Annotated in this window: 24 protein-coding genes; 16 read left to right on the forward strand and 8 right to left on the reverse strand. The window is 68.1% G+C overall.

Annotated elements, in window-relative coordinates; translation table 11 throughout:
* Window positions 1-28: 28 nt before the first annotated feature.
* Genes ACO2SS_RS20580 through ACO2SS_RS20605 form a run of 6 tightly spaced genes read left to right on the forward strand, consistent with a single transcriptional unit; the run spans window position 29 to window position 7,059 of the window.
* Window positions 29-1,561 carry a type II and III secretion system protein family protein gene (locus ACO2SS_RS20580; protein WP_423279752.1) on the forward strand — a complete coding sequence of 511 codons (1,533 nt, stop codon included), beginning with the start codon at window positions 29-31 and terminating at the stop codon, window positions 1,559-1,561.
* A gap of 49 nt (window positions 1,562-1,610) precedes the next feature.
* On the forward strand, window positions 1,611-2,321 hold the full coding sequence (locus ACO2SS_RS20585) for a CpaD family pilus assembly protein (protein ID WP_423279660.1): 711 nt from the start codon (window positions 1,611-1,613) through the stop codon (window positions 2,319-2,321).
* Window positions 2,318-3,580 (forward strand): AAA family ATPase, encoded by a 1,263-nt coding sequence (locus tag ACO2SS_RS20590; RefSeq protein WP_423279662.1) that lies wholly within the window; start codon window positions 2,318-2,320, stop codon window positions 3,578-3,580. The genes ACO2SS_RS20585 and ACO2SS_RS20590 overlap by 4 nt, the downstream gene beginning before the upstream one ends.
* Window positions 3,581-3,600: 20 nt before the next feature.
* Complete coding sequence (locus tag ACO2SS_RS20595; RefSeq protein ID WP_423279664.1) at window positions 3,601-5,058, forward strand: CpaF family protein; 1,458 nt, start codon at window positions 3,601-3,603, stop codon at window positions 5,056-5,058.
* A 37-nt stretch (window positions 5,059-5,095) separates the two neighbouring features.
* Window positions 5,096-6,070: a type II secretion system F family protein gene (locus ACO2SS_RS20600; RefSeq protein ID WP_423279666.1), complete on the forward strand. Its 975-nt coding sequence runs from the start codon at window positions 5,096-5,098 to the stop codon at window positions 6,068-6,070.
* 53 nt (window positions 6,071-6,123) lie between these two features.
* Window positions 6,124-7,059, forward strand: a complete 936-nt coding sequence (locus ACO2SS_RS20605) for a type II secretion system F family protein (RefSeq protein ID WP_423279753.1) — start codon at window positions 6,124-6,126, stop codon at window positions 7,057-7,059.
* On the opposite strand, the gene ACO2SS_RS20610 is transcribed toward ACO2SS_RS20605, so the two are convergent.
* Window positions 7,034-7,939: a DMT family transporter gene (locus tag ACO2SS_RS20610; protein WP_423279668.1), complete on the reverse strand. Its 906-nt coding sequence runs from the start codon at window positions 7,937-7,939 to the stop codon at window positions 7,034-7,036. The genes ACO2SS_RS20605 and ACO2SS_RS20610 overlap by 26 nt on opposite strands.
* Window positions 7,936-9,498, reverse strand: coding sequence for a threonine ammonia-lyase, biosynthetic (ilvA, locus tag ACO2SS_RS20615; RefSeq protein WP_423279670.1), 1,563 nt, complete (start codon window positions 9,496-9,498; stop codon window positions 7,936-7,938). Before ilvA ends, ACO2SS_RS20610 begins: the two co-directional genes overlap by 4 nt.
* Window positions 9,499-9,656: 158 nt before the next feature.
* Between ilvA and ACO2SS_RS20620 the strand changes: the two genes are divergently transcribed.
* The 6 genes from ACO2SS_RS20620 to ACO2SS_RS20645 all read left to right on the forward strand — a co-directional run bounded on the left by ACO2SS_RS20620 (window position 9,657) and on the right by ACO2SS_RS20645 (window position 13,344).
* Window positions 9,657-10,481 (forward strand): alpha/beta hydrolase, encoded by an 825-nt coding sequence (locus ACO2SS_RS20620; protein ID WP_423279672.1) that lies wholly within the window; start codon window positions 9,657-9,659, stop codon window positions 10,479-10,481.
* 12 nt (window positions 10,482-10,493) lie between these two features.
* Window positions 10,494-10,967 carry a YaiI/YqxD family protein gene (locus tag ACO2SS_RS20625; RefSeq protein ID WP_423279674.1) on the forward strand — a complete coding sequence of 158 codons (474 nt, stop codon included), beginning with the start codon at window positions 10,494-10,496 and terminating at the stop codon, window positions 10,965-10,967.
* 132 nt (window positions 10,968-11,099) lie between these two features.
* Entirely contained in the window at window positions 11,100-11,876 is a 777-nt protein-coding gene (locus ACO2SS_RS20630) for a recombinase family protein (protein WP_423279676.1), read from the forward strand.
* The gene (locus ACO2SS_RS20635; RefSeq protein WP_423279678.1) at window positions 11,876-12,067 is read left to right on the forward strand and encodes a hypothetical protein; all 192 of its coding nucleotides are present in this window, start codon (window positions 11,876-11,878) and stop codon (window positions 12,065-12,067) included. The genes ACO2SS_RS20630 and ACO2SS_RS20635 overlap by 1 nt, the downstream gene beginning before the upstream one ends.
* A gap of 66 nt (window positions 12,068-12,133) precedes the next feature.
* On the forward strand, window positions 12,134-12,634 hold the full coding sequence (locus ACO2SS_RS20640; protein WP_423279680.1) for an invasion associated locus B family protein: 501 nt from the start codon (window positions 12,134-12,136) through the stop codon (window positions 12,632-12,634).
* Window positions 12,631-13,344: a hypothetical protein gene (locus ACO2SS_RS20645; RefSeq protein ID WP_423279682.1), complete on the forward strand. Its 714-nt coding sequence runs from the start codon at window positions 12,631-12,633 to the stop codon at window positions 13,342-13,344. The genes ACO2SS_RS20640 and ACO2SS_RS20645 overlap by 4 nt, the downstream gene beginning before the upstream one ends.
* A gap of 202 nt (window positions 13,345-13,546) precedes the next feature.
* Here ACO2SS_RS20645 and ACO2SS_RS20650 read toward each other — a convergent pair whose 3' ends face one another.
* Both ACO2SS_RS20650 and ACO2SS_RS20655 read right to left on the reverse strand, forming a co-directional pair.
* The gene (locus tag ACO2SS_RS20650) at window positions 13,547-15,184 is read right to left on the reverse strand and encodes an ABC1 kinase family protein (protein WP_423279683.1); all 1,638 of its coding nucleotides are present in this window, start codon (window positions 15,182-15,184) and stop codon (window positions 13,547-13,549) included.
* A gap of 106 nt (window positions 15,185-15,290) precedes the next feature.
* Window positions 15,291-15,506, reverse strand: a complete 216-nt coding sequence (locus ACO2SS_RS20655; protein WP_423279685.1) for a hypothetical protein — start codon at window positions 15,504-15,506, stop codon at window positions 15,291-15,293.
* Between the two features lie 426 nt (window positions 15,507-15,932).
* On the opposite strand from ACO2SS_RS20655, the gene ACO2SS_RS20660 reads away from it, so the two are divergent.
* From ACO2SS_RS20660 to ACO2SS_RS20670, 3 genes are all read left to right on the forward strand, one after another.
* Window positions 15,933-16,307 carry a phasin family protein gene (locus tag ACO2SS_RS20660; protein WP_423279686.1) on the forward strand — a complete coding sequence of 125 codons (375 nt, stop codon included), beginning with the start codon at window positions 15,933-15,935 and terminating at the stop codon, window positions 16,305-16,307.
* A gap of 75 nt (window positions 16,308-16,382) precedes the next feature.
* A complete protein-coding gene (locus tag ACO2SS_RS20665) occupies window positions 16,383-16,892 on the forward strand; it encodes a 2,4'-dihydroxyacetophenone dioxygenase family protein (RefSeq protein ID WP_423279688.1) in 510 nt (169 codons plus the stop codon).
* Window positions 16,893-16,944: 52 nt separating this feature from the next.
* The gene (locus ACO2SS_RS20670; protein ID WP_423279690.1) at window positions 16,945-17,565 is read left to right on the forward strand and encodes a glutathione S-transferase family protein; all 621 of its coding nucleotides are present in this window, start codon (window positions 16,945-16,947) and stop codon (window positions 17,563-17,565) included.
* Here ACO2SS_RS20670 and ACO2SS_RS20675 read toward each other — a convergent pair.
* On the reverse strand, window positions 17,562-18,509 hold the full coding sequence (locus ACO2SS_RS20675; RefSeq protein WP_423279754.1) for an ornithine cyclodeaminase family protein: 948 nt from the start codon (window positions 18,507-18,509) through the stop codon (window positions 17,562-17,564). The genes ACO2SS_RS20670 and ACO2SS_RS20675 overlap by 4 nt on opposite strands.
* Before the next feature lie 93 nt (window positions 18,510-18,602).
* Here ACO2SS_RS20675 and ACO2SS_RS20680 point away from each other — a divergent pair, with 93 nt between their 5' ends.
* Window positions 18,603-19,787 carry an iron-containing alcohol dehydrogenase gene (locus ACO2SS_RS20680; RefSeq protein WP_423279692.1) on the forward strand — a complete coding sequence of 395 codons (1,185 nt, stop codon included), beginning with the start codon at window positions 18,603-18,605 and terminating at the stop codon, window positions 19,785-19,787.
* Window positions 19,788-19,794: 7 nt separating this feature from the next.
* On the opposite strand, the gene ACO2SS_RS20685 is transcribed toward ACO2SS_RS20680, so the two are convergent.
* The 3 genes from ACO2SS_RS20685 to hmgA form a co-directional block, all read right to left on the reverse strand.
* Entirely contained in the window at window positions 19,795-20,451 is a 657-nt protein-coding gene (locus ACO2SS_RS20685) for a TerC family protein (RefSeq protein WP_423279694.1), read from the reverse strand.
* A gap of 266 nt (window positions 20,452-20,717) precedes the next feature.
* Complete coding sequence (gene fahA, locus ACO2SS_RS20690; protein WP_423279696.1) at window positions 20,718-22,037, reverse strand: fumarylacetoacetase; 1,320 nt, start codon at window positions 22,035-22,037, stop codon at window positions 20,718-20,720.
* 191 nt (window positions 22,038-22,228) lie between these two features.
* Window positions 22,229-23,587, reverse strand: coding sequence for a homogentisate 1,2-dioxygenase (gene hmgA, locus ACO2SS_RS20695; protein WP_423279698.1), 1,359 nt, complete (start codon window positions 23,585-23,587; stop codon window positions 22,229-22,231).
* Window positions 23,588-23,602: the final 15 nt, after the last annotated feature.

A 23,602-nucleotide genomic window follows, 5' to 3' on the forward strand; every position in this document is an offset into this window, starting at 1 on the left:
GATGCGTATTGCGAAGGCCCACTCGATGATGACGAGCAAGTCACTCACGGCGTCGCTGCGGCGTGTGGCCCTGGCCGCCGCGCTGGTGGCGAGCGTGGGCGCGCCCTCCATTGCGGCCGAGCCGGGCTACGGCAACGGCGGCCACGCTGCGGGAGGGGCCCTCGAACTCGGCTCCGGGGCAGCCCGCCGCCTCGACCTGTCGATCGGCCGGTCGGTCATCGTCGAACTCGCCCGCGATGCGAAGGAGGTTTTCGTCGCCAATCCGGCGGTAGCGAATGCGGTCGTGCGTTCGACCCGGAAGCTCTTCCTGCTCGGCGTCGCCAACGGCTCGACCTCCGTCTTCATCATGGATGCGGAGGGGCGGCAGATCGCGAGCCTGGAGGTGAATGTCGGGCGCGACCTCAACGTCCTGCGCCAGACGCTGCGGACGACGATCCCCAAGGGGCAGATCGAGGTGAAGCCCGCGGGCGACTCCATCCTGCTCACCGGGACGGTCAACTCGGCCGGGGATGCCCAGCAAGCGGTCGACATCGCGAAGGCTTTCGTCGGCCAGGCGGGTGGCGGAGGTGCCGGGGGCGGCGGAACGAATGCCGCTGCGGGATTCTCCGGGGCCGTCATCAACGCCCTGACCATCGTCGGTCGCGACCAGGTCATGCTCAAGGTGAGCGTGGTCGAGATGGCCCGCTCGGTCGTGAAGCAACTGGGCGTGAACGTTTCGGGCAACTGGAACCTGGTGAATGTCTTTGCGACCGCGGCCGGGGGATACTCTCCCGGGATCGCGGCCGCGAATACGTTGATCAGCGGGATTGCCGGAACCGCGGGCCCCAATGGCGGCACGCTGGGCGGTACGGCCTCGTTCGGGAACGGCAATTCCAGCATCTCGGGGACACTCTCCGCACTCGAGCGGGCCGGCGTGTCGCGTGTCCTCGCGGAGCCGACCCTCGTTGCGATTTCCGGCGAGTCCGCGAGTTTCCTCGTCGGCGGTGAGATACCGATCGTGATCAACACGTGCGGATCCGGCGGCACTGTGACGGGCTGTACTCCGACCGTGACCTACAAGCCGTACGGCATTTCGCTGGCCTTTACTCCGATCGTCTTGTCGGAGGGGCGTATCAGCCTGCGGGTTTCGACCGAGGTCAGCGAGATCGACCGGGAGAACCGTGATGCCCTGACGGGTTCGCCGGGTTTCCGCACGCGCAGAACGGCGACGAGCATCGAGCTTCCGTCCGGGGGCACCATCATGTCGGCCGGCTTGATCAGCGTGCAGTCGAGCCAGACCATCTCAGGCGTGCCCGGTCTCATCAACCTGCCGATCCTCGGCACGCTGTTCCGCTCGCGCGACTTCCAGCGCCGCGAGACGGAACTGATGATCATGGTGACGCCCTACATCGCCAAGCCGATGGAAGCCGCGCAGGTGAAGCGCCCGGATGACGGCTTCGTCGATTCCAACGACCCCGACACCGTGTTCCTCGGCCGCATCAACAAGCTCTACGGCGTGGCGGGAGCCGGATCCGCGCCCGCCCAGCTTCGCTCCGGGCGGTTCGGCTTCATCACGGACTGACGCAGACCCCTCCACGAGCCGCGGCCGCACAAAACACGAGAGCACAAAGATGGCTGACATTCGCAACCTCGGCCGCCGCGGCAGCCTTGTCGCCGCGCTCGGGGTCCTGTCCGCGGCCCTGGCGGGGTGCCAGGCGAGCCGGGAGGTTACGGGCGCGATCCAACCGGTGGATGTCCGCGACCGTCACCCGATCGTGCTGGCAAACGCCCCGCGCGTGCTCGACATCTTCGTCGATGCCCCGCGCGGCTTCGGCGAGCGGGAGCGGGCGGACCTTTCGGCCTTCATCGCGGAGTACCGGCGCCACGGCCAGGGTGCGCTGATCGTGCAGGTCCCGGTCGGGACGGAAAATGCGGCTTCGACCCGGGCGGCGGTCGAGCGCATCCGCAGCGCCGCCGGCGGTCGCGTGGCGATCTCTCGCTACAGCCCGGCCGATCCGCGCCTCGCCTCGCCCGTGCGTCTCAGCTTCAGCCGTCTCCAGGCGAAGGTCGGGTCGACCTGCGGGCTCTGGCCAGAGGATCTCGGCGTGTCGAACGCGGAGTTCTCCTTCGAGAACCGGCAGTATCATAATTTCGGCTGCGCGACGCAGTCGAACTTCGCCGCGCAGGTCGCCGATCCGGTCGATCTCGTCCGCGGCAGGCAGACGACACCGCCCGATACCGGCCGGCGCATGTTCAACATCGACCGGCTTCGCCAGGGCCAGGATCCCTCGACCCAGTACAAGGAGCAGGGCACGAGCGTCCGTCAGGGGATCTCCGAATGAGCAACGAGATCGCAGCGCCCGGCGCGGGCGACACGCAAGACCGGATGATCGCCCCGCTTCCGCGGGTGACCATCCAGGCCTTCTGCGAAACGGGGGCCGTGGCGGATGCGATCACGGAGGCCACGGGCGATCGCCGGATGCAGAAGGCGCATCTGAAGGTCCAGATGGGCGGCGCTGCCGCGGCCGTCGAAGCCTACAGGCACAATCCGACGCCGAACGTGATCGTGCTCGAGTTCCAGGGCGACCGGTCGGGAATCCTCACCTCGCTCGACCAGTTGTCGACGGTCTGCGACGCCGGCACCAAGGTCCTCCTGATCGGCCACGTCAACGACGTGATCCTCTATCGCGAGCTGATGCGCCGGGGGGTCAGCGAATACCTCATCGCCCCCATCGATGTGCTCGACTTCATCCGGGCGATGTCGGAACTGTTCTCGACGCCGGGGGCGGAGCCCCTCGGCCGCACTGTTGCGGTCGCCGGCGCCAAGGGCGGCGTCGGAGCGTCGACGATCGCGCACAACATCGCCTGGGCGGTTGCCAAGACCCTGTCCACCCAGACCGTGATCGTCGACCTGGACATCGCGTTCGGGACGGCCGGGCTCGACTTCAACCAGGATCCGCCCCAGGGCGTCTCCGAGGCGGTCTTCGCGCCCGACAGGCTGGACGCCAATCTCGTCGACCGGCTCCTGTCGAAATGCAGCGACAATCTCAGCCTGCTCGCCGCCCCGGCGATGCTGGACCGGACGACCGACCTGACCGAGACGGCCGTCGACGGCCTCATCGACATCCTGCGCGGCTCCGTGCCCACGATCGTGCTCGACATGCCGCATACCTGGACGGCCTGGGCGAAGCGGCTCCTCGTCTCGTCGGACGAGATCGTGCTGGTGGCGACGCCGGATCTCGCCTCGCTCCGCAACGTCAAGAACCTCTACGATCTGTTCCGCGCAGCGCGCCCGAACGACGCCAAGCCGCGCGTCATCCTCAACCAGGTCGGGCTGCCGAAACGGCCGGAGATCGCGGCTGCCGATTTCGCAAAGGCCATCGGGGCGGAGCTTGCCGCCGTGATACCCTTCGACGCTGCGCTGTTCGGGACGGCGGCGAATAACGGCCAGATGATCGCGGAGGTCCAGCCGTCCGGGAAATGTGCCGAGATCTTCGCCGGGCTCGCGGCCAGCATCACGGGCCGGATCGAGCCCAAGCGGTCCCGGTCGGGCCTCCTGGACCCGTTCATCTCGAAGCTCGCCCGCCTCAAGGCGTCGTGAGCGGCGCGGAGTAAAGTCGAATGTTCGGGAAACGATCCACGACGAGCACACCGGCTGCGGTTCCGGTTGCGCGGCCGGGGTCGCGCGAGGTGATGGCGCCGCCACCCGTCCCGGTGCTCCCTGAGCCGGACGTGGTGCAGCGTCCGGTCGAGATCCCGGTGGCATCACCCGTCTCCGAGATCCGCAAGTCGGACGAATACTACCAGACGAAGAGCATGATCTTCGGCGCGCTGATCGAGGCGATCGATCTGGCGCAGCTTTCCCGTCTCGACCAGGAATCGGCTCGCGACGAGATCCGCGACATCGTCAACGAAATCATCGCGCTCAAGAACGTCGTGATGTCGATCGCCGAGCAGGAGGAACTGCTCGACGACATCTGCAACGACGTGCTCGGCTACGGCCCGCTCGAGCCGCTGCTGGCGCGCGACGACATCGCCGACATCATGGTCAACGGTGCGAACAAGACCTACATCGAGGTCGGCGGCAAGATTCAGCTGACCAATGTCCGCTTTCGCGACAACCAGCAGCTGATGAACATCTGCCAGCGGATCGTCAGCCAGGTCGGCCGGCGCGTGGACGAGAGCTCCCCGATCTGCGACGCGCGCCTTCCCGACGGATCCCGCGTCAACGTCATCGGGCCGCCGCTCGCGATCGACGGCCCCTCGCTCACCATCCGCAAGTTCAAGAAGGACAAGCTCACTCTCGACCAGCTCGTACGGTTCGGGGCGATCTCGCCGGAGGGCGCGCGCATCCTGGAGATCATCGGCCGGGTGCGCTGCAATGTCGTCATCTCGGGCGGCACGGGCTCGGGCAAGACGACGCTCCTCAACTGCCTGACCCGCTACATCGACCCGGACGAACGCGTCATCACCTGCGAGGACGCGGCCGAATTGCAGCTCCAGCAGCCGCATGTCGTCCGGCTGGAGACGCGCCCGCCGAACCTGGAAGGGCAGGGCCAGGTCACGATGCGCGACCTCGTGCGCAACTGCCTGCGTATGCGGCCGGAACGCATCATCGTGGGCGAGGTGCGCGGACCGGAGGCCTTCGACCTCCTGCAAGCGATGAATACCGGCCACGACGGGTCGATGGGCACGGTCCACTCGAACTCGCCGCGCGAGTGCCTGTCGCGTGTCGAATCGCTGATCACGATGGGCGGCTTCTCGCTTCCCTCCCGCACCATCAAGGAGATGATCGCGACGTCCATCGACGTCATCATCCAGGCCGCGCGCCTGCGCGACGGCTCGCGGCGCATCACCCACATCACCGAGGTGGTCGGGATGGAGGGTGACGTGATCACCACGCAGGACATCGTCGTCTACGACATCCAGGGAGAGGACGCGACGGGCCGGCTCATCGGCCGGCACCGTTCCACCGGGATCGGCCGTCCGAAGTTCTGGGAGCGCGCGCGGTATTTCGGCGAGGAAGGAAACCTCGCGACGGCGCTCGACTCGATGGAAGCGACGGAGCAGGCGGCGTGACCGGCAGGCCGTCCCGGATCATCGAGGGATACGCCCCATGGATATGAGCATCCTGGCGGCGATCGGGCTCGCGGCGATCGCGGCGGGCGGGCTCGCCTATGTCTTCCTCTATCCCGTCCTGTCCGGGGAGGCGCGGGCGGAGAAGCGCACGCGCGCTCTCGTCGGGAAGGCCGAGCGGCGCGTCGAGAAGGTCGGCCGCGGCGGCGACCGGCGCGAGCAGATCGCGCAAAGCCTGAAGGAGATGGAGGAGCGCGAGAAGAACCGGAACAAGGTCACGCTCGAGCAGCGCATCGCGCAGGCGGGGCTCACCTGGACGAAGGGCCGGTTCTACATGATGAGCGCGGCCGCGGCCGCCGCGCTCGGGCTCACTCTCCTCTCCCTGACCGGTTCGCCCATCATGGGCGCCGCGGGTGCGTTCGTCGGAGGCCTTGGCCTTCCGCGCTGGGCTCTCGGCTTCATGAAGAAGCGGCGCCTCAACAAGTATCTCGAGGAATTGCCGAATGCGATCGACGTGATCGTGCGTGGCATCCGCTCGGGCCTGCCGCTCGGCGACTGCCTGCGGATCATCGCGAGCGAGGCGCAGGAGCCTGTGCGGTCCGAGTTCCGCTACATCGTGGAACAGCAGACGCTCGGCCTCTCCATCGGGGAGGCGGTCGGGAAGCTCTACGAGCGCGTGCCGGTGGCCGAATCCAACTTCTTCGCCATCGTGATCGGCATCCAGCAGAAATCGGGCGGCAACCTGGCCGAGACGCTCGGTAACCTGTCGCGGGTCCTGCGCGAGCGGCGCAAGATGAAGCAGAAGATCATCGCGATGAGCACGGAGGCGAAGGCCTCGGCGGCCATCATCGCTGCTCTGCCCTTCGTGGTCGCGACGCTGACCTACATCACGAGCCCGACCTATATCGAGCTGCTCTGGCTGACCCTGACCGGCAAGCTGATGCTTTGCGTCTCGGCCGTCTGGATGACCTTCGGCATCCTCGTGATGCGCAAGATGATCAACTTCGACTTCTAAGGGAGGAGAGCGTGTTTCAGTTCCTCCTCGCGAAGCTCTCCGAGCCGCACGTCATGGCCGCGCTTCTGGCTGCCTTCGCGGCCGGCGCCACCGTCATCACGCTGGCCATGCCCCTGGTCGAGGGGAATACGCTCAACAAGCGCATGAAAGCCGTCGCCGACGAGCGCGAGCGTATCCGCGCACGCGAGCGCGAGCGCATGATGAAGGGCCAGCAGAAAATCTCGCTGCGCCAGGAGCCAAAGGCGTACATGAAGCAGATCGTCGATCGCTTCAAGTTGAGCGATTGGCTAGGGACGGAGACCGCGAAAGATAAGTTGGTCAAGGCTGGCTTCCGTGGGCAGCAGGCGGAAGTGACGTTCCTGTTCTTCCGGCTGGTTGCTCCGATCGGCTTCCTGCTGGTCTCGCTCTTCTACCTGTTCGTCGTCAACGATTTCGGTCTTCCTGTCCTGATGCGGATCGCGATCGCGATCGGTGCGACCTTCGCCGGCATCAAGAGCCCGGAAGTCTTCCTCTCGAACGCGACCGCGAAGCGCCAGCAATCGATCCGGCGCGCCTGGCCGGACGCGCTCGACCTGCTGCTCATCTGCGTCGAGGCCGGCATGTCGATCGAGCAGGCTTTCCGGCGGGTGAGCCAGGAGGTCGGCACGCAATCGGTCGCGCTCGCGGAAGAACTGACGCTTACGACCGCTGAGCTCTCGTACCTGCAGGAGCGTCGGGTCGCCTACGAGAACCTGGCGCATCGGACAGGCCTCGACACCGTCAAGTCCGTCACGACCGCGCTGATCCAGGCAGAGCGCTACGGCACCCCGCTCGGCACGGCCTTGCGCGTGCTCGCCCAGGAAAGCCGGGACCAGCGCATGTCGGACGCCGAGAAGAAGGCTGCCGCCCTGCCGCCGAAGCTGACCGTCCCGATGATCCTGTTCTTCCTTCCGGTACTCTTCGTCGTCATCATGACGCCGGCGCTCATCCAGGTGTTTGGCTGGCGGTGACAGCGGCGACCGGGGCGCGCCGGCGCGCCTCCGACGAGAGGTTCCAGACGATGCCCCCGATGATCAGCGCCGCCCCGGCGAAGACGAAGGGGTCGAGCTGCTCTCCGTAGAAGTACCATCCGACGACGGCGATCATCGGAATGCGCAGGAAGTCGAGCGGCATCACGACGAGCGCATCGCCATACCGGTAGGCCTGCGTGAGGCAGAGATGCGCGCCCAGGCCCCCGAAGGAGAGCATCGCGGCCCCGATGATCTGGGGCATCTCCATCCTGGCCACGAATCCGATGTCGATCAGCCCCAGGCTGAGAGGCAGCTGCAGGAGATTCATCCAGAACAGGATCGTGAAGGTCGAGACCTGTCGCGTGAGAGCCTTGGTGGCGACCGCCACGCTAGCAAACATGATCGCCGCCCCCAGCATGACCAGCGCGGCCGGCTGGAACGACTCGTGCCCGGGCCGCAGGATCACGAGCACGCCGGCGAGCCCGAGGACGATCGCGCCGGCCCGGCTCCAGTTCATCCGCTCCCCGAGCAGCGGGACCGCCAATGCGGCGAGCCAGATCGGAGCCGTGAATTCCAGCGCGAACACGGTCGCGAGCGGCAGCACGGCGACGGCGTAGTTCCAGCCATACTGCCCGGCATAATGGGCGAGGTTGCGGACGACGTGGAGGCCCAACGGACCGGGACGGAGCTTCGTCCTGAGCGCCGGCCGTGCCGCCAAGGCCGCAAGGAGGATGAGGAGCCCGCCCGCGTTGCGGGTGGTCAGGATCTCGAATGCGCCGAGGCGAGCCGCCAGGAGCCTGACCGCGACCGCCGTGGCCGAGAAGCACAACACCGCCCCCGTCATCCAGGCGAGGACGAGGAGGATGTTGCGCCGGCTCAATGCGACGGCCTCTCACCCCCGGTGCCGCCTGCAAGGAACAGCCTGTAGGCGGGGTTGTCCGTCTCGTCGGTGAACGGGTAGCCGAGCTCGTCCAAGGTCTTCGCGAACTCGGCCCGCTGCGCCTCGGGGACCTGTATTCCGGCCAGGACCCGGCCGAAATCCGCGCCATGGTTGCGGTAGTGGAAAAGCGTGATGTTCCAGTCGGGCTTGAGGCTTTCCAGGAAGCGCAGGAGCGCGCCTGGCCGCTCTGGGAACTGGAAGCGGTAGAGCACCTCGTCGGGCAGCCCGTCCACCCGGCCGCCGACCATGTAGCGGACGTGCAGCTTCGCCATCTCGTTGTCGCTCATGTCGACGACGGGAAAGCCTTCGCCACGCAGGAGGTCGATGATCTGCCGCTTCTCGCGCCCGCCGTCCCTGAGTTCGACGCCGACGAAGATGTGCGCCGCCTCGGCATCGGCATAGCGGTAGTTGAACTCCGTGACGGAGCGGTTTCCGAGGAGCTGGATGAAGCGGCGGTAGCTTCCCGGCCGCTCCGGGATCGTGACGGCGATCAGGCCCTCCCGGCCCTCGCCGATCTCGGCGCGCTCGGCGACGTGCCGCAGCCGGTCGAAGTTGAGGTTTGCGCCGGAATTGATGGCCACGAGGGCTCCAGGGCCGCTCCTCTCGCTACGCTCCGCATAGGCCTTCAGGCCCGCAAGGGCGAGCGCGCCGGCTGGCTCCGCGATCGCGCGGGTGTCGTCGAAGATGTCCTTCATGGCGGCGCAGATCGCGTCGGTATCGACCGTGATCACCTCGTCGAGCAGCTCGCGGCAGAGCCGGAACGTCTCCTCCCCGACCTGCCGCACCGCGACCCCGTCCGCGAACAGCCCCACGCGGTTCAGGATGACACGGTCGCCGGCCTCGATGGCGGCCTTCATGGAGGCTGCATCGTCCGGCTCGACGCCGATGATGCGGGTCTCCGGCCGGAGGAAGCGAACGATCGCCGCGACGCCCGCCGCGAGGCCGCCCCCTCCGATCGGAACGAACACGGCCTCGATCGGGTCCGAATGCTGGCGCAGGATCTCCAGCCCGACCGTCCCCTGGCCGGCGATGACAGCCGGATCATCGAAGGGATGGATGAAGACCGCGCCCGCCTCCGCTTCGAGCCTGCGGGCATGGGCGTAGGCTTCGTCGAAGGCCTCGCCGTGCAGGACGACATCGCCGCCCCGTGCGCGAACCGCCTCGACCTTGATGTCCGGCGTGGTGGTCGGCATCACGATCGTCGCCTTGATGCCCCGTCGCGCGGCCGCCAGCGCCACCCCTTGGGCGTGGTTGCCGGCCGAGGCGCAGATCACACCACCGGCCAGCGCCTCCGCGGACATGCTCGCGATCTTGTTGTAGGCGCCACGGATCTTGAAGGAGAAGACCGGCTGGAGATCCTCCCGCTTCAGGAGCACCGGCGCGCCGATGCGGCGCGCGAGGCGCGGCATGGGATCAAGCGGGCTCTCGACCGCGACGTCGTAGACCCGCGCGGTCAGGATCATCCGAACTGTGTCGTGCATTGGCGGGTTCTGGTGCAATCGGGGCCGGTCGGCAAGCCGCTCCCTAGACGCATGACTGGAGCAGGGACATCGCCAGTCTCAGGGCCCATCTTGCAGCATGGCTGCTGCGCAAGCTGGTCAAGCCGCGCACCCGTCGGCCGCTTGATATCGGGCGGCTGCGCAACTGGATCAGCTGGATGGAGACCGCACCGCCCCGAGGGACGGCGGTCAGGCCCGGCCACCTCGGCGGCGTGCCCGGGGAGTGGCTCGAGCCGCAGAACCCCGTCGCCCATCTCCTCTACCTGCATGGCGGCGCGTATGTGCTCGGCTCCCCGGCGACCCATCGCCTGCTGGCCGGCTCATTCTGCCGGCATGGCTTCCGGGTTTTCGTGCCCGATTACCGGCTCGCGCCCGAGCATGGGTTTCCGGCTGCGCTGGACGACTGCGAAGCGGCCTATCGTGGCTTGCTGGCGCAGGAGGGGATCGACCCGGACGCGCTCGCGGTCGCCGGCGAATCCGCCGGGGGAGGGCTCACGCTGTCGCTCCTCGTGCGCCTCCGGGACGGCGGCGTTCCGCTTCCAGCCGCGGCTGCTCTCTTCTCGCCCTGGACGGATCTCGCGGTGACCGGGCGTTCGGTCGAGGCGAACAACCGGGCCGAGGATCTCTTCTTCAACGACAATCTTCGGCCTGTCGCGGAGCTGTACCTCGCCGGCGCCGACCCCATGACCCCGCTCGCCTCGCCGCTCTATGCCGACCTCAGTGGGCTGCCGCCGCTCCTTGTCCATGTGGGCGAGCGGGAGCTCCTTCTCGACGACGCCGCCCGCCTCGTCGAGCGGGCCGCGGCGGCCGGGGACGAAGTCGCTTTCGAGCGGTGGCCGGTCGTGCCGCATGGCTGGCAACTTCTCCAAGGCATCGTTCCGGAGGCGGCACGGTCTGTTGCGGAGGCGGCCGCCTTCCTCCACGCTCGCATCCGGAACCGCGCGGCGGCGCCCGGACGACAATCCAGGCGCGTGCCGGCCTGAGTGAGCCGACGTTTGACCCACCCGATCGAGATCCTGGTCGATGCCGATGCCTGCCCCGTGAAGGACGAGGTGTTCCGCGTCGGGGCGAGGCATGGCGTGAAGACCTATGTGGTCTCCAACTCCTTCATGATGCTGCCCCGCGATCCCCTGATCGAGCGTGTCGTAGTCGGCTCCGGCCTGGATGTCGCCGACGACTGGATCGCCGAGCGCGCGGAGCGGGGAAAAGTCGTGGTGACGGCGGACATCCCGCTCGCCCACCGGGCCGTGAAGGCCGGCGCCGACGTGATCGCGCCCAACGGCCGGGCCTATACGGAATCCACGATCGGCGCCGCGCTCGCCACCCGGAACCTGATGACGGAACTGCGCGAGGCCGGCGCGGTGACGAGCGGCCCTCGGCCGTTCTCGAAGGGCGACCGCTCAGCCTTTCTCCAGGCCCTGGACCTTGCGATCGTTCGCCTGAAGCGGGCTGGTTTCGGCGTGGCGTGAGCTTCTGCCGCGCGGCGGATGGTTCGAAATCGAACAACGCGAGGTTGACGCTTTCTGAACGGGCCGTTTAGCTTCTGTTCATCTGCGACGCAGGGCCGGACATGGTGTCGGGCACCACGGCGAAGACGATTGATGAGAGTTTACGGCTACTTACGAGCCACATGCCAGGGCAGCGGAGCGCCTGCCGAGCCTATCGAGCGGCAGCGCGATGCGGTCGTGCGCTATGCCGAGGTGAACGGTCTGCAGGTGGCCGAGGTGATGGTGGAGGCTCCGCGCCCCGCATCGCTGCCCCTGGAGCGCCGCGAGCTCGGATCGCGCTTGTTGCGCCTTCTCGCACCCGGGGATGCGGTCATAACACCTGGTCTCGACAGCATGTTCCCGTCGGCGCGGCACGCACTCGCGACCCTTGGCGCGCTCAGGGAGGAGCGCATCGCCCTGCACATGATCGAACTCGGCTGCGACATCTGCGGGGAGGCGATGGCACGCCTCGTCGTGGGCCTCCTGGGCGGCCTTTCGCGCAGCGAACGGGGCGTCGAGGTAGAGGAAAGCCGAGCCATGAAGCGGCACCTTGCGTCGCAGGGGCCGTACCGCGGGGAGGTGGTGCCGTTCGGCTTCGACGCCGTGAAGGGGCACCTGATGCCCAAGCCGGACGAGTACGATCTCCTGCGCCGGATGATCGGCATGCGGAACGAGGGATTCGGTTTCCGGCTCATCGCCCGTGAGGTCGGGCTCGCCGAAAGCCGGGTTCGGGCCATCTTCGCCCGGACGGACAGCCTTTTCGGCCCGCCTTGCGGCCTCGGGCAGGCATTGCGCCAAGAAGGCTACGCGTCCTCCCAGGGCCAGCTGCGTTCATACTCCCTTAACCAAGCCGGTCGAGCTTGGCCGCATCGCAACGCCAGGGAGAACTGATGCCGGCACAATGGCTGCGGCAGCCACATCGCATTCGCGCGGGCATGTTCCATCCGCTCACTCTGCTGGCCGCGGCCTTCGTCCTGCTCTGGGCGGTGGTCTTGCAGCCGGTCTGGGAGACCTCCCGCGAGCGGACCGATCCGTCGAACGGTCCTCCCGCGCTCGCCCTCAGGGCAACGCAACCGACCTGAACAGGTCCGCTCCACCCGCGAGCGGATTTCCACGCCTCCAGACAGCTCCAACTTGGGAGAGATGAATTGATCCCCCTCCGCCTGCCCGCATTGCTAGCGCTCGCACTTGCCGCGGGCACCCCGGCCCTGGCCGCCACCGGGCAGCCGCAGTTGCTGACCGAATCAGGGGCATGGCAGGCCTACAAGTCGGCCTCGGGCGGCGCGGGCTCCTGCTACATCCTGTCGTCCCCGACGCAGCGGCTTCCTGCGGGCCTGAAGCGCGGCCCCGCCTATCTCTTCGTGTCCCGCAATCCGCGTGACGAAATCGCCCTGGAGCTCGGCTTTCCGCTCGACAGCGACGCCCGCTCCTCGCTCACGATCGGGACGCAGGAATTCGAACTCGGCGAGCGCAACGAGCAGGCATGGCTCCTGAACGAGGAGGAGCAGCGGCGCGCGGTTGCGGCCATGAAGCGGGGCGCGACCGCCAAGGTGCAGACGACCTCCGTCCGCCAGAACGTGACCGAGGACACCTATTCGCTCGACGGGTTCACCAAGGCCTACGACACCATGGTGAGTGGCTGCAAATGATGCTGCGCGCCTGCGGGGCGGTGCGGCGCGGGCGCCTCTTCGCGTTGCTCGCGACCGCGCTTGTGCCTCCAGGAGCGGCTCTGGCCGATGACGGGGACGCTTCCTTCGCGATCGCGGAGCAGGCGGCGCTCTTCGCGGCCCGCCCTGCCGCGCCGGCACGGACGACCGGCGCGGAGGTCTGGGGGAGCGGCCTCACGAGGGCGGAAGCGAAGCCGGTTCCCAGCAGCGACCGGGCGATCGGAATCCGGCTTCCGCCCGCGCCGATGACGGGCATCGCGTTCGGGTGGGAGCTGCGCCGGCCGGACGAGCCGGCGGCTTCGAGCCAGTCGGACGTGACCTGGGGCTACAAGCTGAAGGGCCGGAATTTCGGGCTGGATGCCCTCAGCTGGGGGCTGCGCACCGACGGGCGGCTGAATGTCTTCGACCGTGGTTTGTCGCAGAGCCTCGCGAGCGATCTGAGCCTCGCGCTGCCCGACTTGCTGCCTTTCGCTTCCACCCGGCTCCGGATCTCGCCCGAGCTGAACTACCAGGCGATCCCCAACACCGTCAGCGTGGCGGCGGGCCCCGAACTCGCGGCCCGCACCGAACTCTATTCGCCGATCCGCTCGCTGAAATCCGCGCTCGACGTCAGTCTCGGCTACCGCTTCTCGTCGGAGGCGAAGCCTGGCCTGGCTGCCTCCGTGGCCTTGACGTTCAGGCCGGCGCTCTGATCCGGCGCCGCCGGAGAGGATCAGCGCGCCGCGGCGGAGCGCAGAAGCCATACGATCGCTGCGACTTCGCAGATGATGGCATCGAGCTTCTGACCGATCCTGTCCATGACCTTCCCCTGTGTTTCGGACAGGTACGTTTTTTAACATCCTGGAAAGAATTGCAGTGTGGCCGCGCACATGAGCGGCGCGCACGGACGCGGGTTCAGATCTTGTTCCGGCGCAGGAGGAGCACCCAGCCGATCCCGAAGATCGCGATCAGGGCTGTCACCACCGCGAAGAAGGGCGTCCCGAGATCGACGAGGCGCGGCGCGACCTGAATGGCGAAGGCCGCGACGACGATCGCGATGGACACCCGGGCGGCGGCGCGCTCGATGCCGTTCGTCAGCTTGTCGATGCCCTTGATCTCGATCTCGACCGTGACCTTGCCCTGCTTGAGGCGGACCAGCATCAGGTGGATGAGGCTCGGCAGCTCCGTTGCGGCCCCGAACATGCTGGCGCCGAGCTGCTCCGCCTTGTGGCGGAACCCCGAGAAGGAGAACCGCGCCTTCATCTTGCGTTGAACGGTGGGAGCGGCCGCCGCGAAGAGGTCGAAGCTGGGGTCGAGCTGCCGCATCACCCCGTCCCAGGTGATGAGCGCCTTGAACAGGATCGCGAGATCTGTCGGCATCGCGAGGTCGTTCTCGCGCGCCATCGTCATGAAGTCCTCGAGCACCAGCCCTATGTTGAGCGGCTTCTTCGAATGGCGGACCACGAAATTGTGCGCGGCCGCGTCGAGCTTGGTCAGGTCGGGATTGGTCGCCCCCGTCCAGGCCAGGAGGACGCCCATGAGGCCGTCCGCATCCTGTTTCAGCATCGCGCCGATCAGGATCAGGAGCTGCGATCTCCGCCGCTCCGTCAGTCGGCCGACAAGGCCGAAATCCAGATAGGCGATCCGGTTGCCCGGGAGGGCCAGGAGATTTCCCGGATGGGGATCGGCGTGGAACACCCCCTCCACGAGCGCCATGTGCAGGAAGGCGTTGGTGATGTTCTGGGCGAGCGCCGCCGGGTCCAGCCCGGCCTCGCGCACGCGCTGCTTGTCGGTCGGCGGAATACCGTCGATGTATTCCTGCACGATCACCTGCTCGCTCGTGTATTCCCAGTAGATTTTCGGGAAGATCACGTCCTCGCTGTCCGGGAAGATGGAGGCGAGCAGCTCGCAATTGGTGCCTTCGCTCATCAGGTCCAGCTCGCCCGCGATGCCGGTCGCGAGTTGCTTGAGCTGTTCCTGAGGCTTGTAGCGGGTGAGCTCGGGCCATTGGCGCTCGACGAGCGAGGTCGCGTGCCCGAGAAGCCGCAGGTCCGCCTCGATCGTCGGGCGCAGCCCCGGCCGCAGCACCTTCACGACGACGTCGTCGCCGTTCATCAGGCGCGCGCGATAGACCTGGGCGATGGATGCGGACGCGATGGCGTTCCGGTCGAACTCCGCGAAGATGTCCTCGGGCGGGCAGCCGAGTGCCGCCTCGAGCTGCGGGGCCATGTCATCCCAGGGGAGCGGCGCGACCTGGCTGTGGAGCTTGCCGAGCTCGTTCGTCCAGGCGGGCGGCAGGAGGTCCGTGCGGCTGGCGAGGATCTGCCCAAGCTTGATGAAGGTCGGGCCGAGCGTCTCGATGGCGCGGCGGACGCGCTCCGGCTGCGACAGGCGGGAGACGTCGACGGCCGGCGTGCGCCATCGCGCCAGGGGCGCCACGGCGCGCAGGCCAAGCTTGTCGACGACGTTCGTGACGCCGTACGCGATGAGAACGCCTACGATCTGCTGGAGGCGCTGCCGGTCGCGAGCAGCCGCAAAGGCCGATTTCAGCATACGGAGACGCGCGCCTCGATAAGGGGCGGGGAGGCTAGCAGCGTACGCCGCTGGTCGTCGACAGCCGGAAACCCGGCTGTCCCCACAGATTGAGCCAGGGCAATTCTCACCGGCCCCCGCTGGAATACCCGGCGGCGAGGTCGGGTTGGGACCTGCCGCGACCGCCTTTCGGGATCGCTGCTTTGCGGTCGATTTCCGGCTTGGCCGCCTTGGCGGGCTCGGGATCGGCTCCCTTGGGCCGCGACTTCTTCTTCGGTCGGGCCGGTCGCGCGACCGTCGCCTCGGCGAGCTTTTTCAGCGCCGCCTCGACCTCGGGAGGCACATCGGTGTCCGGGTTCGTACCGGCTGGCGGAAGGGGTTTTTCCCTCGAGGCCTCGGCCCGATCGCCCGCGCCGGCGTCCTCGCCGCCGGAGGCTTCGGCGAGGGACGCATCTCTGCGAGCCGACAACAAGGCGAGGCCGAGCAGCGGCAGCGCCGTGAGCCCGACGGCCAGCCGTGTGGCGAGCCGGACGCCTTCCCGCGCAATCTGGTCGAGGCCGGGTGGCCGCGCTGTTTCGGTCAGCCGAATCGCTCCAGTCCGGGGGCACAATCCGTGAGAACGGCCGCAAAGTCATGCCGGCGAAACCGGACGAGCTTGTGGCGAAGGAACGCAGCACCTCCCGGGGCGCTGCCTTGACCAGCAAGCACGGCCGCAGCACCCTGCGCGCAGATGCTCGCCCTGTTGGCGTGCCGGTCGAAGGGATCAGCGATGACCACCAAGAAGATGGGCACCGAGAAGGGAGACACGGGGACACCCTTCCGCGATTTCGCCGACAAGGGCGTGGAGCAGGCGCGGGGGGCTCTCGGGACGCTGCTCGAGACGGCTCAGAAGGCAGCCGAGTCGATCCAGTCCGCCACCAAGACCGCAGACACTCCCGAAGGGAAGGCGGTCGCGCGGGGCTTCGGCTATGCGCAGCAGAACATCTCGGCGATCCTCGATTTCGCGCAGCAGCTGGTGCGGGCTCCCGACATGAAGGAGGCGGCGAGGCTCCAGGCGGAGTTCGTCAAGGAGCAGGCGGCCGTGATGGAAAAGCAGGTCGAGGAGCTGAAGACCATCACGCAGCCGCAGGCTCCGAAGGCCTGATTCGGCTAGGACGGCGTAGAAGACGGACGGAATATGGATCCGGAAACGATCGAGAGACCTGCGCCGAAGCTCGATATGAGCAAGGTCGCGTACCAGCGGCCACAGCCCATCGGCATGATGCCGGATGTGTTCCTGAGCGGCGGCCTGTCCCTCGACGGCGACGAGCGGGACTGGGTGCCGCAATCGGACGACGTGTCCTTCAAGCCCCTGATCCTCAGTGTCAGCCAGGGCTACTACGTGAATATCCTGCGGGTGCGTGCGTCGGGCGTCCTGTCCCGCCACCGCCATAGCGGGCCGGTTCATGCTTTCACGCTCCGGGGAAGCTGGCACTATCTCGAGCATGACTGGGTCGCGCAGGCGGGCGACTATGCCTTCGAGCCGCCGGGCGAGACGCACACGCTGGTCGTGCCGGAGGGCGTGGACGAGATGGCCACCCTGTTCCACGTGACGGGCGGCTACACCTATGTCGACCCCTACGGGACGGCGGTCGGGTACGAGGACGTGTTCACGAAGCTGGAGAACGTCCGCAAGCATTACGAGCGGATCGGGCTCGGGGCGGATTACGCCAACCGGCTCGTGCGATAGAGGCCGGGCCGCGGTGCCGGCCTGCTGACATACCGGAACCAGGAGAGCCTGCGTGAACGAAGAGCTCGTCTTCTACACGAACCCGATGTCGCGCGGCCGGATCGTGCGCTGGATGCTGGAGGAGGTCGGGCAGCCGTACCGGACCGAGGTCCTCGAATACGCGGCCATGAAGGATCCGGCCTACTTGGCCGTGAACCCGATGGGGAAGGTGCCCGCCATCTCCCATCGCGGCGTCGTCGTCACGGAAGCGGCCGCGATCTGCGCCTATCTGGCTGACGCCTTCCCCCAGGCGGGGCTCGCGCCCGCGCCCGGGGATCCGCTCCGGGGCACCTATTATCGATGGCTGTTCTTTGCCGCCGGTCCGCTGGAAGCCGCCGCGAGCAACAAGGCGCTCGGCTTCGAGGTGCCGCCGGGTCGCGAGAAGATGATGGGCTACGGCACCTATTCCGATGTCTTGGGAGCCCTGGAGAGCGCGGCGTCCGGCCGCGAGTTTCTGGTCGGCGACCGGTTCACGGCCGCCGACCTCTATCTCGGTTCCCATCTCAGCTGGGGCATGATGTTCGGCACGGTCGAGAAGCGGCCGGCCTTCGAAGCCTACTGGAATCGCCTCGCCACGCGGCCCGCCCACCAGCGCGCCGAAGAGATCGACAACGCTCTGATCCCGCCGGCCTAGCCTCGTTCAGGGGCCGAACGCTCGAAGGCCAGGATCGCGGCCGCGAGGTCCTCGGCGGCAGCGCCGGTCGATTTGAACAGGGTGATCTCGTCAGCCGCGCGCCGTCCGGGGTGCTGGCCGCGGGCCAGCGCCGGCAGGTCGGCGAGGATCCCGTTTTCGCCGAGCACGCCGGAGCGGAGCGGAACCACGATGTCGCCCGCCTCCTTGCGGGCGCCTTCCGTGTCGATGAAGACGGAAGACCGCCGAACGGCCTCGTCATCGGCCTCGCGCATGAGCGGCGTGAACCCGCCGATCAGGTCGAGATGGGTGCCCGGCCGCAGCCACGCGCCCCGGACGAGCGGCTCGCGTGCAAGCGTCGCGCAGCTCACGATGTCCGCTTCCGCCACGGCCGAGCGAAGGTCGGCGACGGGCTCTGCCTCGAACCCCTCCGTGGCGAGCTTCCGCGCAAGTTCGGCCGCCTTGGCGGCATCACGGCCCCAGATTCGGACCTGCCGGATGGGCCGCACGGCGGCGTGGGATTGCGCCAGGTGGCTCGCGAGCTGCCCCGTCCCGACGATCAGGAGGCGCGACGCGTCGGGGCGCGCGAGGTAGCGAGCCGCGAGGGAGGAGGCGGCGACGGTGCGCCGCGTCGTCAGCTCGCCGCCATCCATCGTGGCGAGCAGCTCGCCCGTCCGGCCGGAGAACAGGAGATAGAGCGACTGCACGGCCGGCAGCCCGACCGTGCCGTTATCGGGAAAGACGTTGGCGATCTTCGTCCCGACAAAGCGCCCGGGGACCCAGGCCGGCATGAGAAGCAGCGTCGCGTCCGAGCTGCCCGGCACGGCCACCGTATGATGGTGCCGGACCGGCGCCTCGCACCCTTCCCTGAACATCGCCTCGATCGCATCCACCAGAGACGTGCGGTCGAGAAGGCGGCTGAGGTCCTGGGCGGTGAGAGTCAGCAAGGTCATGTCCCATCGAAACGGCGTGGCGGAGCTTAGCAGCGCCCGCACGGCGCGATACAAGCCCCCGATCGCTATGCCCGAACAGGACGGACCATGAAGCCTTTCACCTTCCAGACCTCGCCCAACATCCTGTTCGAGCCCGGCGCGGCCGGGAAGATCGCGGAGACGGTCGCGTCGTTCGGCGCGAGCCAGGTGATGCTCGTGACCGATCGCGGCGTGCGCGGCGCCGGCCTGACGAGGACGGCCGAGGAGGCGCTCGCCAAGGCCGGCCTGACGCTGTCCGTGTTCGAGGACGTCGTGGCCGACCCGCCGTCCGAGGTGGTCGAGCGCGCGGCCGCGCAGGCGCGGGAGACGGGTGCCGAGCTCGTCCTTTCCATTGGAGGCGGCAGCGCGCTCGATACGGCCAAGCTCGTGGCCTATCTCGCCGTGAACGACGAGGGCCTGGACGGCATCTACGGGGTCGGGCTCGCGAAGGGGAAGCGGCTCCCGCTCGTGCTGGTGCCCACCACGGCCGGAACCGGCTCCGAGGTGACGCCGATCGCCATCGTGACGACGCCCACGACGGAGAAGAAGGGCGTCGTCGCGCCGCGCCTCCTGCCCGACTGGGCGATCCTGGATCCGGAGCTGACGCTGGGCCTTCCGGCACACGTCACCGCCGCGACCGGCATCGACGCCATGGTCCATGCGATCGAGGCCTATACGAGCCGGCACAGGAAGAACCCGATGTCGGACCAGCTCGCGCGCCAGGCGCTGGCTCTTCTGTCGTCCCACATCCGCACGGCCTGCCGCGACGGCGCGAATCTCGAGGCGCGGTCCGCGATGCTGCTCGGCTCGATGCTGGCCGGCATGGCCTTCGCGAATGCGCCGGTCGCGGCCGTCCACGCGCTGGCCTATCCGATCGGGGCGATCTTCCACGTCCCGCACGGGCTTTCCAATGCGCTCGTGCTGATGGGAGTGATGCGTTTCAATCTGGAAGCCGCGGAGGCGGAGGCGGCCTATGCCGAGCTCGCGCCGATCCTCGATCCGTCCGCAGCGGGCCTGCCCAGGGCGGAGGCCGCGTCTCGCTTCGTGGAGAGCCTAGCGGCGATCTGCCGGGATTGCGGCGTGCCGGCCCGGCTGTCCGAGGTCGGCGTGAAAGAAGCGGATCTGCCTCGGCTCGCGGAAGACGCGATGAAGCAGACCCGCCTCCTGGTGAACAATCCGCGCGAGGTGACCTACGCGGATGCCTTCTCGATCTACTCGGAGGCGCTCGACGGAAAGCTCCGCCGGGCCGAGTGAAGCGGGGCTAGAGCCCCGCAACCCTCTGCAGGTGCGGCCAGAGCTCGACCAGACCCCGATAGATCATCTCGCCCGAGACGTAGAGGATGATGGCGAGGCCCACATAGGCGATCCAGCGGTGCTTGTGCAGCAGCCGTGCGATGAAGGTCGCCGCGAGGCCCATGAGGGCGATGGAGAGCGCCAGGCCGAAGACGAGGATGATCGGGTGCTCGCGTGCGGCGCCCGCGACCGCGAGCACGTTGTCGAGCGACATCGACACGTCCGCGATGACGATCTGCCAGGCGGCCTGGGCGAAGGTCTTCTTCGGTGCCGTGACCTCGGTCGGCCGGCCCGTCGCGTCGTCGAGCGCGTCCGCCGCCTCATGCTCTTCATGGTGGGTGGTGCGCAGCTCGCGCCACATCTTCCAGCACACCCAGAGCAGAAGCACGCCGCCCGCGAAGAGGAGGCCTACGATCTGCAGCAACTGGGTGGTGACGGCCGCGAACGCGATACGCAGCACGGTCGCTGCGATGATGCCGATCAGGATCGCCTTCTTGCGCTGCTCGGCAGGCAATCCGGCTGCGGCGAGGCCGATGACGATGGCATTGTCGCCGGCAAGAACCAGGTCAATCATGATGACCTGGAGAAGCGCTGTCAGCGCTTCCGTTGTCAGCAATTCACTCACGGGCCCTCCCTAGAGCTCTGCGCACTCCGCGCGTCGAAGATCCGAGTCCCCCCAACCGGGACCCCCGCGCTGCGCAATGGAGAGACAGGGCGGCGGGAGCCAACCGGTCGCTCGCCGCAACGAGGTATCGGATCACATGGGTGGGAGGGTTCGGTTCGTCGAGAGCATCCCGCGGCCCGAAAATCAAGCTCGACAGGATAGGAACGGCGTGCGGCGGATCGGCAACAGTCCCGGTCCGGCAGCCCTCGGGCAGGTCTCGGCGGCGATCAGCGGACCGGCGGCGCCGGAAGGACGGTTGCCCGGCACTCGCCGAAGCCGATCGGGGCGCAGCCGGCCCGGACGCCGCGGGCCCTGAGGATCACCGTGTCGCCGTCCTCCAGGAACCGGCGCGTCTCGCCGGAAGCGAGCTCGATGGGCTTGCGGCCGCCATTCGTCGTCTCCAGCAGGCTGCCGAAACCGTTCTCCTCCGGGGCCGAGATCGTGCCCGTGCCGATGAGGTCGCCCGGCTGCAGGTTGCAGCCTCCGCAGGCGTGATGGGCGAGGAGCTGCGCAGGCGTCCAATAGAGATGGCGCGCGTTCGACAGCGCCAAGCGATGGGGCGGCAGGCCGCCTTCCTCGAGCCCGGGCGTGAGCAGGAGCACTTCGAGTTCGAGGTCGAGCCCGCCGGCCTCCTGGTCCTCGGCGTCGAGGAGATAGGCCATCGGCTCGGGATCGCCCTCCGCGCGGCGCGCCTGCGCGATCCGGAACGGGGCCAGCGCTTCGGGCGTCACGATCCAGGGCGAGATGGTGGTGGCGAAGTTCTTGGCCAGGAACGGGCCGAGCGGCTGGTACTCCCAGCCCTGGATGTCGCGCGCCGACCAGTCGTTCAGGAGGCAGTAGCCGGCGATGTGCTCGCCGGCTTCGGCGATCGGAATCGGCTCGCCGAGGGCGTTCCCCGTCCCGACCCAGATCCCCATCTCCAGCTCGTAGTCGAGATTGCGGGAGGGCCCGAAGGTCGGAACCGCCTCGGCGGCAGGCTTGCGCTGGCCGTTGGGCCGCCGGACGTCGCCGCCCGACACCCCGATGGACGAGGCGCGGCCGTGATAGCCGATCGGCACGTATTTGTAGTTCGGCAACAGCGGGTTGTCGGGCCGGAACTGCTTGCCGACATTCATCGCGTGGTGGATGCCGGCGTAGAAATCCGTGTAGTCGCCCACCCGCGCCGGCATGTGCAGGGTGCATTCGCTCGCCCAGGAGAGCAACGGCTCCGCCTTGATGCGGTCCGCCGAGCCGGCGGCCAGGATCTCGGATAGCCGCGCCCGCAGCGCCTTCCGCGGCCCGGGTCCGAGCGCCAGGAAGCCGTTCAGGGTACTGCCCGCGGCCGCTTCGGCCGCCCGGCGGGCCTCGCCGTCGAAGAGGCCTTCCGCGAGGGCCGCATGGATGTCGAAGATCTCGTCCCCGATCGCCACTCCCGCGCGGGGTGCACCGCCATGCCGCGAGAAGATGCCGAAGGGCAGGTTCTGGATCGGGAAATCCGGATGGTCGTTCGCGGATGCGGCCCAGCTGCGCAGCGCGGGGTCATGGGTCGCGTCGAGCGTTGGGGTCATGGGTCCTCATCCTCCGCCCGGACCGGCGAGAGCCGGTACCCAGGTTCGCGTTGTCTGGACCCGGCTTCCGCGGCGTGGGCGGTCCCAGGTCCGTCGCGGAAGCGGAAGCGCAACCCGGGTCTCCGGGTCAAGTCCGAGGATGACGGCCGGGGAGGCTGGACCCCGGCTTTCGCCGGGGTGAGCGGCGACGCCTACGGCCGCGTCGGGTCGAAATGCTTCCGCAGCTTCCGGCCATAGGCCTTGTAGTCCTTCTGGAAGGCGTCGAGCCCGGCCGCATAGGCCGTGACCCGCTGCGGAAAGCGAGTCTCGAACATGAACGCCATGGTGCCTTCCAGCTTGTGCGGCTTGAGCTCCACGTTCGAGTTCTTCTCGAACGCTTCCTCGTCCGGCCCGTGCGGCAGCATGGTGTTGTGCAGCGACACGCCGCCCGGCACGAAGCCCTCCGGCTTCGCGTCATAGCGGCCGTAGATCAGGCCCATGAACTCGCTCATCACGTTCATGTGGTACCAGGGCGGCCTGAAGGTGTTCTCGGCGACCATCCAGCGGTCGGGGAAGATGACGAAGTCGATATTCGCCGTGCCAGGGGTCTCCGACGGCGAGGTCAGGACGGTGAAGATCGACGGGTCGGCGTGGTCGTAGAGGACCGGCCCGACCGGCGAGTAGCGGCGGAGATCGTATTTGTAGGGCGCGTAGTTGCCGTGCCAGGCGACGACGTCCAGCGGCGAATGGTCAATCCCGGTCACCCAGAGGTTGCTGCCCCATTTGACGTAGAGCTTCGAGGGCGCGTCGCGATCCTCGTAGGCCGCCATGGGCGTGAGGAAATCGCGCGGATTGGCGAGGCAGTTCGCGCCGATCGGGCCCCGCTCCGGCAGCGAAAAGGCGCCGCCATAGTTCTCGCACAGGTACCCGCGCGCCGGTCCGCCCAGCAGCTCGACCCGGATCTTCACGCCGCGCGGGATGATGGCGATCTCGCCCGGCTCGATGTCGATGACGCCGAATTCGGTCGCGAGCCGTAGCCGCCCCTCCTGCGGCACGAAGAGCATCTCGCCGTCGGCATTGTAGAAGTACTCGTCCTCCATGGATCGCGTGCAGAAGTAGAGATGCGCACCCATGCCGGCCTGCGAGCCGGCATCGCCGGCCGTTGTCATCGTGCGCACGCCCTCCACGAAGGAGAGCGGCTCCCCCGGGATCGGCACGGGCGACCAGCGCATCGGCGCGATCGGCACGTCCACCTCGTGCGCGGGCGCGGTGCGCCACAGGCCGATATCCGCCTTCTCGAAATCGCCCCAATAGGCGACGGTCGGCCGGATCCGGTACAGCCACGTGCGCTCGTTCGTGGTGCGCGGTGCCGTGAAGGGCGAGCCCGAGAGCTGCTCCGCATAGAGCCCGTAGGGGCATTCCTGCGGCGAGTTGCGCCCGATCGGGAGGGCGCCCGGCAGCGCCTCCGTCTCGAAACCGTTGCCGAAGCCGGACATGTAGCCGGGCTCGAGCGCGCTCTGGCCGGTGCGTCCCTGGTCGAGCGCGAAGCCGGACGGGTTCTGCACGTTCATGGGACGCTCTCCTCG

Origin of the sequence: Enterovirga sp. CN4-39, assembly GCF_049446235.1 — a bacterium.
Classification (GTDB): domain Bacteria; phylum Pseudomonadota; class Alphaproteobacteria; order Rhizobiales; family Beijerinckiaceae; genus Enterovirga.